This is a genomic window from Nocardia exalbida NBRC 100660, assembly GCF_000308575.1.
Taxonomy (GTDB): Bacteria; Actinomycetota; Actinomycetes; order Mycobacteriales; family Mycobacteriaceae; genus Nocardia; species Nocardia exalbida.
The window spans coordinates 234537-250205 of the sequence record NZ_BAFZ01000061.1 but is presented as its reverse complement, the minus strand read 5'-3'; the positions used below and the strand labels follow the sequence as shown (position 1 = coordinate 250205).

The 15669-nt window shown below is 68.5% G+C and carries 15 protein-coding genes; 6 read left to right on the top strand and 9 right to left on the bottom strand.

Annotated elements, in window-relative coordinates; all coding sequences use genetic code 11:
* Window positions 1–94 precede the first annotated feature (94 nt).
* On the top strand, window positions 95–1936 hold the full coding sequence (gene fadD11 / locus ON29_RS15010; RefSeq protein ID WP_040866847.1) for a fatty acid--CoA ligase FadD11: 1842 nt from the start codon (window positions 95–97) through the stop codon (window positions 1934–1936).
* A gap of 14 nt (window positions 1937–1950) precedes the next feature.
* Here fadD11 and ON29_RS15005 read toward each other — a convergent pair whose 3' ends face one another.
* The 5 genes from ON29_RS15005 to ON29_RS14985 all read right to left on the bottom strand — a co-directional run bounded on the left by ON29_RS15005 (window position 1951) and on the right by ON29_RS14985 (window position 8056).
* Window positions 1951–2523, bottom strand: a complete 573-nt coding sequence (locus tag ON29_RS15005; RefSeq protein ID WP_040866846.1) for a GNAT family N-acetyltransferase — start codon at window positions 2521–2523, stop codon at window positions 1951–1953.
* A gap of 106 nt (window positions 2524–2629) precedes the next feature.
* Window positions 2630–2908 carry a hypothetical protein gene (locus ON29_RS15000; protein WP_040866845.1) on the bottom strand — a complete coding sequence of 93 codons (279 nt, stop codon included), beginning with the start codon at window positions 2906–2908 and terminating at the stop codon, window positions 2630–2632.
* Window positions 2909–3135: 227 nt separating this feature from the next.
* On the bottom strand, window positions 3136–4563 hold the full coding sequence (locus ON29_RS14995) for a phytoene desaturase family protein (protein ID WP_040866844.1): 1428 nt from the start codon (window positions 4561–4563) through the stop codon (window positions 3136–3138).
* A 26-nt stretch (window positions 4564–4589) separates the two neighbouring features.
* Window positions 4590–6410: a DUF3556 domain-containing protein gene (locus tag ON29_RS14990; RefSeq protein WP_051175214.1), complete on the bottom strand. Its 1821-nt coding sequence runs from the start codon at window positions 6408–6410 to the stop codon at window positions 4590–4592.
* Window positions 6411–6508: 98 nt separating this feature from the next.
* Entirely contained in the window at window positions 6509–8056 is a 1548-nt protein-coding gene (locus ON29_RS14985; protein ID WP_083863508.1) for a class I adenylate-forming enzyme family protein, read from the bottom strand.
* An 89-nt stretch (window positions 8057–8145) separates the two neighbouring features.
* On the opposite strand from ON29_RS14985, the gene ON29_RS14980 reads away from it, so the two are divergent.
* From ON29_RS14980 to ON29_RS14965, 4 genes are all read left to right on the top strand, one after another.
* Window positions 8146–9372 carry a PucR family transcriptional regulator gene (locus tag ON29_RS14980; RefSeq protein WP_040866927.1) on the top strand — a complete coding sequence of 409 codons (1227 nt, stop codon included), beginning with the start codon at window positions 8146–8148 and terminating at the stop codon, window positions 9370–9372.
* A 149-nt stretch (window positions 9373–9521) separates the two neighbouring features.
* Window positions 9522–10442, top strand: coding sequence for a TIGR04222 domain-containing membrane protein (locus tag ON29_RS14975; RefSeq protein WP_063825316.1), 921 nt, complete (start codon window positions 9522–9524; stop codon window positions 10440–10442).
* On the top strand, window positions 10435–11307 hold the full coding sequence (locus ON29_RS14970; RefSeq protein WP_174371824.1) for an MbnB/TglH/ChrH family RiPP precursor modification enzyme: 873 nt from the start codon (window positions 10435–10437) through the stop codon (window positions 11305–11307). Before ON29_RS14975 ends, ON29_RS14970 begins: the two co-directional genes overlap by 8 nt.
* Entirely contained in the window at window positions 11304–11651 is a 348-nt protein-coding gene (locus ON29_RS14965; protein WP_063825315.1) for an SCO6045 C-terminal-like domain-containing protein, read from the top strand. The genes ON29_RS14970 and ON29_RS14965 overlap by 4 nt, the downstream gene beginning before the upstream one ends.
* 11 nt (window positions 11652–11662) lie before the next feature.
* Here the strand turns inward: ON29_RS14965 and ON29_RS35825 are convergent, their stop codons facing one another.
* The gene (locus ON29_RS35825; protein ID WP_157172784.1) at window positions 11663–11815 is read right to left on the bottom strand and encodes a hypothetical protein; all 153 of its coding nucleotides are present in this window, start codon (window positions 11813–11815) and stop codon (window positions 11663–11665) included.
* A gap of 242 nt (window positions 11816–12057) precedes the next feature.
* Between ON29_RS35825 and ON29_RS14960 the strand changes: the two genes are divergently transcribed.
* Window positions 12058–12558 carry a metallophosphoesterase family protein gene (locus tag ON29_RS14960; RefSeq protein ID WP_040866841.1) on the top strand — a complete coding sequence of 167 codons (501 nt, stop codon included), beginning with the start codon at window positions 12058–12060 and terminating at the stop codon, window positions 12556–12558.
* 62 nt (window positions 12559–12620) lie between these two features.
* On the opposite strand, the gene ON29_RS14955 is transcribed toward ON29_RS14960, so the two are convergent.
* The 3 genes from ON29_RS14955 to ON29_RS14950 form a co-directional block, all read right to left on the bottom strand.
* Window positions 12621–13805 (bottom strand): mechanosensitive ion channel family protein, encoded by a 1185-nt coding sequence (locus ON29_RS14955; RefSeq protein WP_245548960.1) that lies wholly within the window; start codon window positions 13803–13805, stop codon window positions 12621–12623.
* A gap of 117 nt (window positions 13806–13922) precedes the next feature.
* On the bottom strand, window positions 13923–14069 hold the full coding sequence (locus ON29_RS35820) for a hypothetical protein (RefSeq protein ID WP_157106512.1): 147 nt from the start codon (window positions 14067–14069) through the stop codon (window positions 13923–13925).
* A gap of 137 nt (window positions 14070–14206) precedes the next feature.
* On the bottom strand, window positions 14207–15664 hold the full coding sequence (locus ON29_RS14950; protein ID WP_040866840.1) for a lipase maturation factor family protein: 1458 nt from the start codon (window positions 15662–15664) through the stop codon (window positions 14207–14209).
* Between the last annotated feature and the right edge of the window lie 5 nt (window positions 15665–15669).

The following is a 15669-nucleotide window of genomic DNA, read 5'->3' as shown; positions in this document are numbered from 1 at the left end:
ACTCCGGTCACGGCGGCTCGCGGCCGTCCATCTCAGCTCCACGCGGCATGGTCCGGCCGCAACGCGCGTCACCCGATCCGAAGGAATTCCTCCTGTGAGCACCCGAACCTTCGACACGCTTCCCGCCGCCTTCCAGTACAACGCCACCGTCGATCCCGACGCGATCGCGCTCCGAACCCCCGGGGACGCCGCCACCCTCACTTGGCGCGAGTACGCGGCGCGGGTCCGGGGTATCGCCGCCGGCCTGTCGGCGCTCGGGGTGCGGCCCGGCGACACCGTCGCCTCGATGATGTCCAACCGCATCGATTTCTATCCCTTGGAAATCGGGGCTCAGCACCTGGGCGCCACCAGTTTCTCGGTGTACAACACCGCGGCGCCGGAGCAGATCGCGTACGTCCTCGGCAATGCCGGTGTGCGACTGGTGATGTGCGAGCCTCGGTATGTCGAGCCGATCCGTGCGAGCGGAGTCGAACTCGACCACATCGTCTGCGTCGACGACGCACCCGAGGGCACTTTGTCGGTCGCCGACGTGATCGCCGCGGGCGAGGAGAACTTCGACTTCGACGCCGCGTGGCGTGCGGTCCGGCCGGATGACGTCGCCACGCTGATCTATACGTCGGGGACCACCGGCAACCCCAAGGGCGTGGAGACGACACATGCGAACCTGATGTTCGAGTGCTATGCCGTCGATCGAGTGCTCGGAGTTCGCTTCGGCGACACGATCACGTCCTATATGCCGACCGCGCACATCGCCGACCGGCTCACCGCGCTCTACTTCCAGGAGGTCTTCGGCACGCAGGTGACCTGCGTCGCCGACCCCACCGGGATCGGCGCCGCGCTGGCCGACCTGCATCCCACGATCTGGGGCGCCGTGCCTCGCGTATGGGAGAAGCTGAAGGCGGCAATCGAATTCGCCGTCGCCAGCGAACCGGACGAAGACCGCAGGGCCGCACTGCACTGGGCGTTGGCGGTCGCCGCCCGGCGCAGCGCGCACCAATTGAACGGGGAACCGGTCCCGGAAGCGGTCGCCGCCGAGTGGGCGCGCGCCGACCGGCTCGTGCTGTCGGGGCTGCGTGCGAAACTCGGTCTCGACCGGGTCCGCTGGGCGATCTCCGGCGCGGCGCCCATCCCGGCCGAGACGCTCGGCTTCTTCGCCGGCCTCGGGGTCCCGATCGCGGAGATCTGGGGCATGTCCGAACTCACCTGCATCTGCAGCGTCAGTCATCCCGGCGAAGCCGGACTCGGCACCGTGGGCAAGTTGCTGCCCGGCATGCAGGCCAGGATCGCCGATGACGGCGAACTACAGGTGCGTGGACCGCTCGTGATGAAGGGCTATCGCGGAGAACCCGGCAAGACCGCCGAGGCCGTCGATTCCGAGGGCTGGCTGAGCACCGGCGATGTGATCACCATCGACGACGACGGATACCTCCGTGTCGTGGACCGCAAGAAGGAGTTGATCATCAACTCCGCCGGGAAGAACATGTCCCCCACCAACATCGAGAACGCGATCAAGGCGGCGACCCCGCTGATCGGGGCCATCGCCGTGATCGGCGACAGCCGCCCCTACAACACCGCGCTGGTCGTCCTCGACGCCGAATCCGCCGGACCGTACGCCGCGCGCCACCATCTGCCGGACTCGTCGGCGGCGGCCTTGTCGGCCGATGCCGGTGTCATCGAGCGGATCACCGCCGGCATCGCCGCGGGCAACGCTCGACTCTCACGGGTGGAGCAAGTCAAACGGTTCCGCCTGTTGCCCACCTTCTGGGAGGCGGGCGGCGACGAAGTCACCCTCACCATGAAGCTCAAGCGGCGAGTGATCGCCGAGAAGTACGCCACCGAGATCGCCGAACTCTACGACGCCGACCCCGGCCCCGCTGTCCACGAACCCGGCGCACCTGTCGCCACGGCGGCGGATTCGGCGCGGACAACGGGGTGAGACCGGGCGGGTGATCACCGCCGCATGACCCAGTACATTCCGCGACCGGACTCCGCGGGCGCAGTCCTTTCCCGTGGCTCGATCCGATCCAGCCGGTAGCCGAGCCGACGGGCGACCGCGGCACTGCGGATATTGGCCTCGTCGCAATGGATCTCGACGCGGTCGACACCGGGTGATGCCAACGCGATACGGGTCAAGGCGGCCGCGCTCCGGGTGATCACTCCCCGGCCGCAGTGCGCGGTGTGACACCAGTAGCCGATCTCCACGGCTCCTGCACCGAGCCGGTCGTGCAGACCGATCGCGCCGAGCACGTTGCCTTCGGCGTCGAAAATGCCGAAGTTGAAGCCTCCGGCGGCGCTGGGCCAGCTCTTGTCCGTTTCCCGGCCGAAGGCGCGTTGACCCTCCAGCGTCGCCGGTTCGGGCAGCCAGTCCATCCAGGGGTGGATCTCGTCGAACGACGCGTTGATCGCCTCGAGCCGCGGCAGCAGATCCTCCGGCAGCCAACGGCGCGACAGCAGTTCTCCGACTTCGATTCGTTGCGGCGGCCCCACACCCGGTGCGAGTGCGTAGCGCGGTTCGATGTCCATGCCCGTCTATGGTGCTCGTCCGGCGTACGGGCGGGCAAACCGATATTTCGTGTGCGGCCGATTCGCGCGGCGGCCCGCCGGCTATCCGCCCGGGCCGCGATGCGCCTCAGGCGCCGCGGAGGCGGACCTCGGCGTCCAACTCGGCGGCAGCCGTGGCCAGTGCCGTGGCGTCCGGATCGGCTCCGAGCCGGTCGGCCAATTCGGCTCGCGTCAGGATGAGCATTCCGCGCGTTTCGGGTCCGGCACCGGGTTCGATCCTGAGCTGTCCCTCTTCCAGGACCAGGCGCGCGTCCGGCTCGCCTGCGGCCAGCAGACGGCGCAGGTCATCTTGCGTGACTCGACCGGAATGAGGTGCGTTGCTCGGCGTCGTATCGTCAGCATCCATGGTGATCGAGTGCCCTGGCGATCCCACAGGAAACCGGCCTGGCCACGGACTGACCGGCCGGCGCTACCGCCCGCTTCGTCTCGCCCGATCAGGCGAGAGCGATCGCGGCGCCCAGCGCGGCCAAGGCGGTGAACTGCAGGCCGTCCGCCCCGCCCGGAATGAGCGCGGCTCGCGGCCGGTGTCGAGGAGACCGGCCGCCGCCCGGATGACAGCGGACGTGCGCGACGCTAGGACGGCTCCGCGATGCCCGCTTGCCGGAGAGCCCGCTGCGCGGCGTTCGCCCCGCACATGCCGTGCGCACCGGGACCCGGCGGTGTGGCCGCGGAGCAGAGATAATGACCCGGCACACCGATGTCGTAGGGTTGCAGAGTCTTTCGAGGACCGAACAGCAACTGCGGGATATCCTTCGCCCCCGTCATGATGTTGCCGCCCACGTAGTTGGGGTTGTACTCGGCGAATCCCACGGCGCTGCGCACGCTGGTCCCGGCTATCCGGTCGCGGAAACCGGGAGCGAAGCGTTCGATCTGGGCGGTGACGGCCGCTGTCGCGTCGCCGGGATAGCCGTGCGGCACGTGCGCGTATGCCCAGATCGGATGGATGTCGCCGGCCGACCGTTGCGGATCGGCGAGGTACTGCTGGCCTACCAGGACGAAGGGGCGTTCGGGCATGCGTCCCGCGTGGATCTCGCGTTCGGTGGCGGCGATCTCGGCGAACGTGCCGCCGAGATGCACCGTTCCCGCCCGTCGAGCCGCCTCCGCCGTCCACGGCACGCCGCCGTGTACCGCGAAGTCGACCTTGAACGCGCCCGGTCCGTATCGGAACGCGCGGTAGGACCTCCCGACCCGAGGGGGCAGGCGCTCACCGAGGATGTCCGCGACCGCGGTGGGCGCAAGATCCCACATCGTCAGTTCCGCCTGCGGCAGATCGGACACCGCTCGCACGTGGACACCCGTTTCGATCTTCCCGCCGAGGTCACTCAGCACCGCGGCCATGGCTTCGGTGATCCGCTGCGATCCACCGGCGGCGACCGCCCAGCCATAGGTGTGGCCCGCGGTGAGGATGCCCAGGCCGACGCTGGCGCTGAGCGGCCGATGCAGCGGGTGGAAGGCATGCGCGGCGACGCCGCCGAACAGTCCCCTGGCCTGCTCGGTACGGAACAGCCCGGCCAGCAGCGTGGCCGGGGCCAGGGCGGGAATCCCGAAACGGGCCAGCCGGATCGGATGGCGTGGCAGGCGCAGCAGCGGCCGCATGATGTCGGCGCTCATCCGGTCGTAGCCCGCCACCGTCCGTTCGAACAGCAGCCGCCATGCCCGGCCGTCGCCGCGGAGACCGGCGGCGGTCTCGGCGACCGAGCGCAGCAGCACGCCCGCGCTGCCGTCGTCGAGCGGATGGACGCAGTCGATCTCCGGCCACGCCCAGGACAATCCGTAGCGCTCCAGGTCCAGGCCGCGCAGGAAGGGAGAGCCGACCGCCATCGGGTGGATGGCCGAGCAGTGGTCGTGCAGCAGACCGGGCACGATCGCCTCGCTGGTGCGGGTGCCGCCCCCGATCTCGTCGGCGCCCTCCAGCACGGTGACGTCCAGTCCGGCCTTGGCCAACGTGATGGCCGCGGCCAAGCCGTTGGGGCCGCTGCCGACCACGACTGCGGTGCTCATATCGCTCTCCTGTCCGTGCGAGGGCCTCAGCCGACCGGCTGCGGCGCGAGGACCCGAGCCGGGTCGTCCGGCGGCATCGGCACCGTGTAATCCGCGCGCCGCCAGGTCACCTCGTGCGGGATCGGGCCGTCGGGCAGCCACGGCTGCGTCTGCGCCGCGTCGCGCACTCGCCAGGTGCCGCGTTCGATGACGCCGAGCGCCGCGTCGATGACCTGATACCGCTGGATACCCCGGTGGATGGGCTGCGACTCCACCCACACCACGATCCACTCGCCCGGCGCGAATCCGACCCGGGACTGCACGGCGTTGATCAGATCCAGGTTGTGCAGGTGGCCGTCGCCGAAGTTGAAGCCGATCAGCGAATTGCAGCCGAACTCCGCTTCCCGGACGGTCCACCGGTCGATCTCGGGAAGGTGCTTGTACAGCAGCGAGAACAGTCCGCGCCCTTGACTGTGCATCGAGCGCCACGCGATGGTCTGCTGCATGGTGATCTCCGCGACCTCGGGCGGGTAGCCCATGGCCTTCAACTGGTCGATCTGATTCAGCGTGGGCCGGTGCCCGATGGTGTTGAGCTTCTCCTCCGCGCCGGGCGCGAAGGCCCACAATGCGGACGCCCAGTTGCCGGCGTACTGGCGCATCGACGGCAGGAACGACACCAGATCCGGGCGCAGGTTCCCGAGGATCGGGAAGAACACCAGCGCCGCGACGATCACCAGGGCCAGCCACGGGGAGGAGATGTCACCGAGGCCGTACCCGCCGCCGTTGGGGAAGCCCAGGAACAGGAACACGGTCAGATAGGCGAACAAGACGTTCCACTCCAACGGCACCGCCAGCGGGAACGTCGAGGTGATGAACGCGTGGAAGACCACCATCAGCACCACACCGGCCAGCGTCAGCCGGTGGTCGGTGGAGAACAGCAGCACCAGCGGTGTGACGATCTCGACGGTCGTGCCGCCGGCATGGGCCAGGAACGAGGCGACTTTGGAGGGGCGGATGTCCCCGGGGAAGTCACGGTAGTGCAGCCGCTTGATCCACTTGGCGGGCACGCCGGGGCTGTTGGAGACCATCGGCGGTACCACGTTGCTGAAGTGCCGCCCGAACTTCGACACACCCGCGCCGATCCACACCGCGCAGATCAGCAGCTTGGCGGCGACGATCATGTCGACGAACGGCAGCGCCGCGAAGAACACCAGGGCGGGCAGGTACTGCTCGCCGCGGGCGGTGAGGAAGATCGTCTTGTCCCGCAGGCCGCACAGCACGTACAGCGTGATCGGCGCGATCAGCAGCGCGGGATTCACCAAGCCCGAGGTGTTCTCGGGCAGCGCCGCGCTGAGCGAAGCGCTCGGTACGCCGGGCAGCACGATCGCTGCCAGCAATGTCGCCAGGAACGCCAGGTACAGCAGCACGTCGAGCACCGTGCGGGTATCGCCGCTGGTGAACGGCACCCGCCGCCACGGACGCAGGCGGATCGTGCCGGGGCGCGCGTAGAACAGGATGCCTCCGGTCATGGGCTTGAACTTGCCCGCGAGCGGCCCCCACGACCCGGCGATGCCGATCGCTTCGATCAGGACGGTCCACAACACGAGCTTCTGGTAGACCACCGGCTCGTTCCACCATGCCGAGACATCCCAGAACGGCCCGGCGCCGGAACTCCAGGTGGCCACGGCGACCCCGCCCAGCACCGAGACCAGCAGCACCTTGAGCAGATAGATCGTATGGATCATCTTCGGCGTGCCGAAGCCGTATTCGGCCCAGTGCAGGGCGAGCGTTCGCATACGCTCCCGCAACGGTTGGTCGAGGAATGTCGTCACATCGACGGGCGGGAAATCCGCTGTTTTGAATCCCATTGTTCGGCCTTTCTCATCCGATGAATCGAGCGCATACGAGGACCCGGACGATTTCGTTTCGGATCATGGATTTCCGCTCGGCACCGAGCGGAGAATGTCTACGGGGTGGCGATCGTGCCGGCGACGAGCGCGCGGAGTTTGCGTTTGTCGATTTTCCCGACCGGATTCCGGGGCAGTTCCTCGGTGATTTCGATCGACACCGGTACCTTCGCCCGGGCCAGGGACCTGCGGCAGTGCTCGAGCAGTTCTTCGGCACCGACCCGCTCGCCGGGCATCGTCACCACATGGGCGACCGGGACTTCGCCGAGGACCGGATCGGGAGCGCCGACCACGGCGGCCTCCAAGACCGCGGGATGGGCGTGCAGGACGTTTTCGATCTCTTTGGGGTAGATGTTCTCGCCGCCCCGGATGATCATGTCCTTGATCCGGTCGACCAGGACCAGGTATCCGTCCTCGTCGAAGTAGCCGACATCCCCGGTGTGCAGCCAGCCGTCGACCACCGTCCGCGCGGTCGCCTCCGGCCTGCCGAGATAGCCGCGCATCACGTTGGCGCCCCGGATCACCACTTCCCCGCTCGTCCCGGCGGCCACGATCGCTCCTTCGGCATCCATGATCGCGACGGTCTGCCCCGGCAGCGGCAGCCCCACCGTTCCCGGTTTGCGCGGCCCGCCCGGCGGATTCAGCGTCGAGGCACAGGTGCCTTCCGACAGTCCGTAGCCTTCGACGATCGGTACACCGAAACGGGTTTCGAATCGCGCGATGAGTTCCGCGGGCATCGGCGCGGCCCCGCAGATCACGCGGCGCAACGACGAGGTGTCCGGCGTCGAGTTCGCCGGCTGCGCGACCAGCATCGCGTAGATCGCGGGTACGGCCGAGAAGTACGTGGGCCGAACGCGTTCCACGATGCCGAAGAACGCCGAGGCGGAGAAGCGGCCCGCGATCGTGGCGTGGCCGCCCGCGAGCAGCGGCGACAGGATGCCGACCACGATTCCGTTGACGTGGAACAGCGGCAAGGTGAGCAGGCTGTGGTCGGTGTCGTCCAATGCCAGTGCCGCGACGAGCATTTCGCACATCGCGGCGATGTTCGCGTGGTCGAGAACCACCCCCTTCGGCTGCCCGGTGGTGCCGCTGGTGTAGATGATCAGCGCAGCAGCGCCGGGGTCGACGGGCGCCGGTTCGGCCGCGGCGGCCTCGCGGCCCGCGCCCGCCACTTCGGTCATATCGAGCGTTCCCGCTCCGCGCCCGCCTTCGGTGACGACCACCTTCGCCCGGCAGTCCTCGATCTGATAGCGCACCTCCTCGAAAGTGGAATCCGGCTTCACCGGGGTGACCGCGGCGCCGAGCCGCCACGCCGCGAACAGAATGACGACGAATTCGAGTCGATTCGGCAGGACGAGGGCGACCACATCGCCTTCGCCGACTCCGTTCGCGGACAGCACAGCGGCTGCCGCGCATACCCGTTTCGCGAAAGTCTGATTGTCGAGTTGTTCGCGGTCGTCCGCGATGCAGGGACCGGACGGATTCCATGTCGCCCGGACCTCCGGAATTTCTACGACGTGCTGCACGATTTCCTCAGATGATCGGGTGTGACGGGAATTACATTTCCAAGGTAGGTGCGGTGCCGGAACCCGGCTACGGGCTCGCATCCCAGTGTTTTCGTCCCGCTTTGTACCGGCGGCACAAAAGGATGCGGAATGCGCCGGAGCCGCCGCACGGGTTCGGGTACGGTCCCGGCATGAGCGTTGACGTGGACAGAACCATCCGCGATGTCGCCGGACGCGTCAAAGCCGAGATCGACCGCCTGACCGCCGAGATGACCGCGATGTTCAGCGAGGTGATCCCGGAGTTCCGCCACGACGACGAAGTGCGGCGCCTGATGATCGCCAGCACCGCGTCCAACCTCACCGCGATCCTCGACATGCTCACGCTGAGCATCTCCCGCGACGACATCACCGTGCCGCCCGCCGCCGCCGAGTACGCCCGGCGCTTCGCCCAGCACGGGATGTCCCTGGAGGCCCTGCTGCGGGCATACCGCCTCGGCGAACACATGTTCATGCAGCGGACCATCGCCGCACTCCGGCGCTCCGAGGCCTCGGCTGATCTGGCCCTGGAGACCACCAGCCGGATCGGCATGCTGGTCAACAGCTATATCGACCACGTGATCGAAGGTGTCATCGACATCTACGAGAGCGAACGCCGGCGCTGGGACGCACGCACGGACAATACGCGCGCGGCACAGATCCGCGCCGTGCTCGACACCGAGGACCTCGACCTGGCCTCCGCCGAGCAGATGCTCGCCACGTCGTTGCGGGGATGGCATATGGCCGCCATCGTCTGGGTGCGCGAACCCGTCGGGTCATCGATCGACCTGCTGCGCGCGGGAGCCGAGATGCTCACCGCCGCGATCGGAAAGCACCCGCTGACGGTCCTGATCGACGAGCAGAACTGCTGGGCCTGGATATCCTCCGTCGGCAAACCGTCGCTCGACGCCGAACGGCTGGAGCGAGACCTGCGCCGGAGGCCGGGCCTTCGCGTCGCGATCGGCGACTCCGGCGCCGGACTGACCGGCTTCCGGCAGACTTTCCGCGATGCCCAGGGCGCGCGCAACCTCGCGTTGATCGCCGATCCCGCTCGCCAACTGACCTTGCATTCCCGAGTGGCGCTGGCGAGTCTGCTGATCGACCGGCTGCCCGACACTCGAGCGTGGGTGCACCGGGTGCTCGGTGACCTCATGGGCGACGACGAGACCACCGCGCGTCTTCGTGAGACGGTGCAGACCTATCTCGAAGCCCGCGGCAGCCTCACCGACGCCGCCGCGCGCATGCACGTCCACAAGAACACCGTGCACTACCGGATACGCAGGGCCGAAGAAGTACTCGGCCACCCCTTGACGGTGAACCGGCTGGAGACCGAAGTCGCGCTGATGGTCTCCGAGCAACTCGGCCTCGGCCAGAGGAGGTGAGCCGGGTCCGCCACGCTCCCCTGGCGAATCATCCGGGTGAGCGCCGAGGCAACACTCGGCGACATATGCGCGCCACGGCGATTCGCCATGGCGCGGTGACCCCCGCGGCCCGATACTGAGTGCAGGTTGGACCGATTCCGAGGTGGAAGATGAATGTAATCGGGGTGGACTCGGACGGGCTCGTCGCGGCCGGTGATACCTGGGGGATCTCCGGGCCGCAGTTCCTGGCCATCTACTTGCCGGTGGTGCTGGTCGCGGTGATCGCCGGGATCTGGCTGCGGTCACGGGTCACGCGCGCGGATCCGGACGCCGACGCGGTCACCGTGCCGGGCGCGGAGTTGACCTCACCGGAGGTGGGGCTGCTGTTCGGCGACCAGAACGCCGCATTGGCGGCGATGGCGCGGCTGCGCGCTCTCGACGCGATCGATTCGGGGGCCGCGACGGTTCGCGCCCTCACGGCGCAGGAGCGGGCGCGGCTGGATGCGTTCACCTTGTCGGTGTACGACCGGCTGGCGACGGGTGAGCGCAAGAACGTGCGGGCGATAGTGGGCGGATCACCCGCCGCCCTCGACGCGCTGCGTGCCAGGATGGTGGACCTCGGGTACTTCCCCGGGCCCGCCGTGCGTCACGGGCTGCGCGACGCGGGGATGCCGATCCTGGTCACCGGCGCGCTCGGCGTGGTGCGGATCATCGCGGGCGCTTCGCACGGAAACCCGGTCGGTGTGCTGGTGGCGCTGGTGATCGCGCAGGCGTTCGGTTACTGGCTGGTGGTTCGGAAGCCCCGGCTGACCGCGCTCGGTGTCCGTGCCAGGGACGCCGCGGCCGAGCGCAACCGGCATCTGGGGCCGAGCTATTCACCGTCCTACGCGACCTACGGCGCCGAGAGCGCGGCGCTCGCGGCCGCCGTTTTCGGTATCGGCGCGCTCATCGCGTTGGATCCCGGCCTTGCCCAGGCAGTCGCGCCGCCGAGTGCGTCGGGCGGCGGCGACGGGGGCGGCGACAGCGGCGGCGGAGACGGGGGCGGCTGCGGAAGTGGGTGTGGCGGGGGCTGCGGCGGTTGCGGTGGATGAGCCCGGACCGCTGCCGCCGGGGGCGCTCGGTATCGGCTGGCGGCCGGAGATCTGCGGGGTCATAGCCACCTTGACGGGGCTCGGGTTCTGCGAGGTCATCGCCGAATCGTTGCCCCGGGACAGCCACCGCGCCGGGCAGCCGACCGTGCCCGAGGAACTGGCCGCTCTGCGCGCGCGAGGCGTCGCCGTGGTGCCGCACGGTATTTCGCTGTCGCTCGGTGGCGCCGAACCCGTGGCGGGCCATCGCGTCGAGCACTTGGCGGCCTGCGCGGCGGCCGTCGCGGCTCCGCTGGTGAGCGAGCACGTCGCGTTCGTCCGGGCGGGCGGACTGGAGGCAGGCCATCTCCTGCCGGTACCGCGTACCAGGGAAGCGCTCGACGCACTCACCGGCAACATCGCCCGCACCCGGGCGGTGCTGGAGGTCCCCCTCGCCTTGGAGAACATCGCCACACTGTTCGACTGGCCCGACGACGAGTACTCCGAAGCGGAATTCCTGGCCGAACTCGTCGACCGTACCGGCGTGTTGCTGCTGCTGGATCTCGCCAATGTCTACGCGAACGCCCGCAACCGGGGTCGCGACCCCCTCACCGAGCTCCTGCGGCTGCCCGCCGAACACGTGGCCTACTGCCACGTCGCGGGCGGTCACGAATCCGGCGGCCGCTACCACGACACGCATACCGATCCGCTGCCCGCCGAAGTTCTCGCGCTGGTCGCGGAATTCACCGCCCGGCATCCGGCGCCGATGATGTTGGAGCGCGACGGCAACTATCCGCCCGCCGCCGAGTTGCTCGACGAGCTGGACGCCATCGCCGCGGCCACCGCCCGGCCGCCGATCACAGCCGGTGCCAGAGCGGAACCGGCGTGACTCCCCTGCCGGAGCACCCGACTCTCGCCGAGCGGCAAGCGGCACTGGTGCGGGCACTCGTGGCGGGGACGGCGGTACCCGCGGGATTCGATGTGGATGCCGTCGGTGCGGCGGCGGACGCCTTGCTCCACAAGCGCGCCGGTGCGGTGGCGCGTCGTTTCCCGCTGCTGGCGCACGCGTGTGCGGGCGACTTCACCGCACGCTTCACGGCGTGGGCTCGCACGCACCCGAAGACGACGACGTCCGCCGATGCGGCGGCCTTCGCGGCTGCCGCGGGCATCGACTGGAACGCCGGGCCCCGACGCCGGGAGAAGACGCGCTGGTGGCACCGGCTGCACGGCTGAGCGCTGGGCGCTTACGACTGGCGCGCTTCGACAGGCACCGCGGAGTCGGCGGCGTCGCGACGCTCCTCGAGCCACACGCTGACCGCCACCGTCGCATACGCAGCGACGGTCGCCATCCCCGGCAGCATCAGCATCAGCATGAGAAATGAAAGCATCGAAGACACAAGCCCTCCCGGACAACGCGATGGACACTGTCGCACCGGTGCGCCGCGCTGCGTCACCGTCACGCCCGGACATACCCACGCTCGGAAGTCCAATCTCGTCGAGACCACCGAGGGTGGTGTGATAGATCTCACTCGAGAAATGCACTACGTGGCCTATGAGTCGACCGGGATAATCCGGCGCAGCCGAAACCGCTCATCCGCGAGGCGGCCGGTCCACATCCCGGCGTGGTACACCGGTCACCATGCGGTTGCTCATCATGTCCGATACGCACGTGCCCAAGCGCGCGCGTGATCTGCCGGAGCCGCTCTGGCGCGAGGTCGAGGCGGCCGATGTGATCGTGCACGCGGGTGACTGGGTGGAGGTGGCGCTGCTGGATCGGCTCGAAGCGCGCAGCGCACGCCTCATCGGCGTCTACGGCAACAACGACGGGCCGGACTTACGCGCGCGGCTGCCCGAGATCGCGCATGCCGAAGTCGGAGGACTCAGGCTGGCGGTGGTGCACGAGACCGGACCCGCGAAAGGCCGGGAGGAACGCTGTTCCCGGAATTTCCCGGACACCGACGTGCTCGTCTTCGGGCACAGCCACATCCCCTGGGACAGCGTCACCGAGACCGGGTTGCGCTTGCTCAATCCCGGTTCGCCGACGGATCGGCGCCGCCAACCGGAGCACACCTATCTCACGGCGCGGATACAGTCCGGCCGGCTGAGCCAGGTGACCCTCCATCCCCTCCCGAAACACTGACCCAGCGGCACGCGGCCCGAGCCCCATCGCTCCAGCCTTGCCCTGTGTCTCGGACCACCGGGTCAGTCACCGAAACCGTCGCCGCGGTCGCCGGCCGGCGCCAGATTGCGGTCGTCGGTGGAGGAGTCGGTGATGGCGGTGGAGATCTTCGGCAGCGCGTGGGGGTGGTTGCGGGCGAGCCAGTCGAGCATTTCCTCGCGCACCGCGCAGCGCAGGTTCCATACGTCGTCGGCATTCGCCGCCGACATCGTCGCGCGCACCACGATATTCGTCGGCGTGCTGTCGGTGACCTGCAAACCCCAGTCGCGCCCGTCCCAATCCGCGCGCGTACGCAGATACTCCTGCAGGTGCTCACGCAGCAGCGGCACCGGTGTGCTGTGATCGAGATACAAGTAGACGGTGCCGGTGATCTGCGGGCCGCCACGCGACCAGTTCTCGTACGGCTTGTTGTTGAAGTAGGAGACGGGCATGGTCAGCCTCCGGTCGTCCCAGATCCGCACGGTGAGGAACGCGAGGGTGATCTCCTCGACGATGCCCCACTCCCCCTCCACGACGACGGTGTCGCCGATCTTGACCGAGTCGCCGAAGGCGATCTGCAGACCGGCGATCAGGTTGCTCAGGGTCGACTGCGCCGCGACACCGGCGATGATGCCGATCACCCCCGCCGAGGCCAGCAACGAGGTGCCCAGGGTCCGCAGACTCGGCACCAGCAACAGGATCGCCACGGCGGCGGTCGTGACCACCAGGACCGAGGTGACGATCCGGCGCACCAGACCGAGCTGGGTGCGCAATTGCCGTACCCGCGTGATGTCCTGGGTACGCCGGGCATAGGAACGCAGCATGTTCTCCGCGACCGCGTCGGCGGCACGGATGACCACCCAGGCCGCCGCCATGATCGCCGCGGAGGCCAGGATGGTCCGGATCATCATGTCCTGGCGCAGATCCAGGTGCGCCAGCGGATAGGTGGCGTGCAACGCCAGCGCGCCGAGCAACACCTGCACGGGCAGTTGCACCCGGCGCAACAGTGTGGGGAGTTGGGTGTCCGGACGCTTCCCGGCGATGTAACGCAATAATCGGTCGATCAGCAGTCCGGCCGTCACAGTGATCGCCACCGTGCCGAACACGACGACGAGCGGCCGTAGTACTTCCTCCAACAGAACGAACTCCTTCTCCTCGTTCCACTCGGCACCGTTGCTCCGCAGGGGTCTTCGCGGCAGGGGAAACGGGATGCGAGGAACGTCGAGCACCTGGTGCTGCTCAGCTCCTGTACACGTGAGTGGAATGCTCTCGTTCCGGCTCTGGCGCAACGGCGTTCGAACCGTTGTCGTTTCTCGCCAGGCCTTCGTCGGCCAAGGGTGGTGTTCTTACAGCAGCGCCAGCGCGATACTCAGCACTGTCAATACCAGAACCCATGCCGCGACGGTCCATTCGATGGGGCCCTCGGAGCCGGGATAACCGCCGTCGCTGTGTCGGGCGGCGCGATACTGCGAGCGCGAGGCCGAAATGGACATGACATCCTCCTTCGGTCGGTTGCGTCATTCAGGCACATACCCGCTTTCGGCGCCGATCGTCGCCGACGCACTGTGGCGAATACCACCCGATCCTCTGACCTCCGGCGCAAGCCGTTGCCGGCCATAGGTTCTCGACTTCAATGACGGCCGGGGTGGCTGTGGGAGTGCAGGTCGTCCAAGGCAAGAGGCGGAACGTAGCGGCTGATCAGGGTGCGGTGCCACCACGCTCGGGTGCGAGCCAATTCGCGCGGTGTGGTGAAGCGATACAGATACAGTTGCGCCCGCACGAAACGCGGCGCGGCGTCCGGGAACGGATTGTGCCGCAGCAGGCGCAGCGTGGCCGGGTCGTTTTCCAGCAGCCGTGCCAGGAACGCGGCCAGCCACGACTGCGCGTAGCGTGGCGAGGTCGCGGCGAACCACATGAGCCAATCCAGGCGCAGGTGGTAAGGGGCCCATTGGCGTGGCAGCCGCCGCGGATCGCCGGGTTTGCCCTTGAACTCGTATTCCTTCCACTGCGTCCGACCGGTGACGGTCGACTCCTCGGTGCCTTCGACGACCACCTCGTAGCGGGTGCGGCCGATGCTGCCGAACGCTCCGTAGGTGTTGACCAAGTGATAGGGGTCGAACGATCGGTTCATGGCCTGGTGACTGGAGATCAGGTTGCGCGCCGGGCGGTAGCTCAGGAAGACCACCAAGGCGGTGAACGCTATGACGAGGCCCACGAACCACGGCGGCGGCCCGGGCAAGGGCGGCGGGGCGGGCACCGGTAGCACCGCCGCCACCGCGGACCCGCTGATGGCGCCGCACGCGAGGACGATCGTCAGCCAGTTCAGCCAGGCGAAATTGCCCGACACCACCAACCACAGCTGGGTGATCACGATGACGGCCGCGGCGATGCCGGCCACCGGCTGCGGTGCGAACAGGCCGAAGGGCACCACGAGCTGCGCGATGTGATTGCCCACCACCTCCGCCCGGTGCAGCGGCTTGGGCAGGTGGTGGAACAACCAGCTCAGCGGTCCGGGCATCGGCTGGGTCTCGTGGTGGTAGTACAGGCAGGTCAGATCGCGCCAGCACCGGTCACCGCGCAGTTTGATCAGTCCGGCGCCGAACTCCACCCGGAACAGCAGCCAGCGGGCGAGCAGGAGCACCGGCACCGGCGGCGCGGTGCGGTCGTTGCCGAGGAAGATCACCAGGAATCCGCATTCCAGTAGCAGTGACTCCCAGCCGAACGCATACCATTCCTGCCCCACGTTGACGATCGACAGGTAGAGCACCCACAACGTGGCCCACAGCAGCATCGCCGCCCACAGCGGCACCAGGTCGGCCGCACCGGCGACCAGCGCCGCGGACAGCGCCGCACCGAACCAGGAGACGGCGGCGAAGAAACGATCGGAATAGTGGACGTGGAAGATGCTCGGCGCCCGCCGGAAGGAGCGCCGGGCCAGCAAGCGCGGCACCGGAAGCATGCCGTGCTCGCCGATCAGCGCCCGGAACTGCCGTGCGGCGACCAGGAAGCCGATCAGATAGACGGCCGCGACGCCGCGCGTCAGCACCTGCCTGCTCAACCAGTATTCGGATGCGGTGAACCAGTCCATGCCCG

What these genes read in the sequence shown, in the direction of transcription:
- ON29_RS14980 (WP_040866927.1), top strand. Translation starts at nt 8,146, where the DNA reads ATGAGCGTTGACGTGGACAGAACCATCCGCGATGTCGCCGGACGCGTC.
- ON29_RS14985 (WP_083863508.1), bottom strand. Translation starts at nt 8,056, where the DNA reads ATGCGAGCCCGTAGCCGGGTTCCGGCACCGCACCTACCTTGGAAATGT.
- ON29_RS15005 (WP_040866846.1), bottom strand. Translation starts at nt 2,523, where the DNA reads ATGGACATCGAACCGCGCTACGCACTCGCACCGGGTGTGGGGCCGCCG.
- ON29_RS14950 (WP_040866840.1), bottom strand. Translation starts at nt 15,664, where the DNA reads ATGGACTGGTTCACCGCATCCGAATACTGGTTGAGCAGGCAGGTGCTG.
- ON29_RS35820 (WP_157106512.1), bottom strand. Translation starts at nt 14,069, where the DNA reads ATGTCCATTTCGGCCTCGCGCTCGCAGTATCGCGCCGCCCGACACAGC.
- ON29_RS14975 (WP_063825316.1), top strand. Translation starts at nt 9,522, where the DNA reads ATGAATGTAATCGGGGTGGACTCGGACGGGCTCGTCGCGGCCGGTGAT.
- ON29_RS14990 (WP_051175214.1), bottom strand. Translation starts at nt 6,410, where the DNA reads ATGGGATTCAAAACAGCGGATTTCCCGCCCGTCGATGTGACGACATTC.
- ON29_RS14960 (WP_040866841.1), top strand. Translation starts at nt 12,058, where the DNA reads ATGCGGTTGCTCATCATGTCCGATACGCACGTGCCCAAGCGCGCGCGT.
- ON29_RS15000 (WP_040866845.1), bottom strand. Translation starts at nt 2,908, where the DNA reads ATGGATGCTGACGATACGACGCCGAGCAACGCACCTCATTCCGGTCGA.
- ON29_RS14995 (WP_040866844.1), bottom strand. Translation starts at nt 4,563, where the DNA reads ATGAGCACCGCAGTCGTGGTCGGCAGCGGCCCCAACGGCTTGGCCGCG.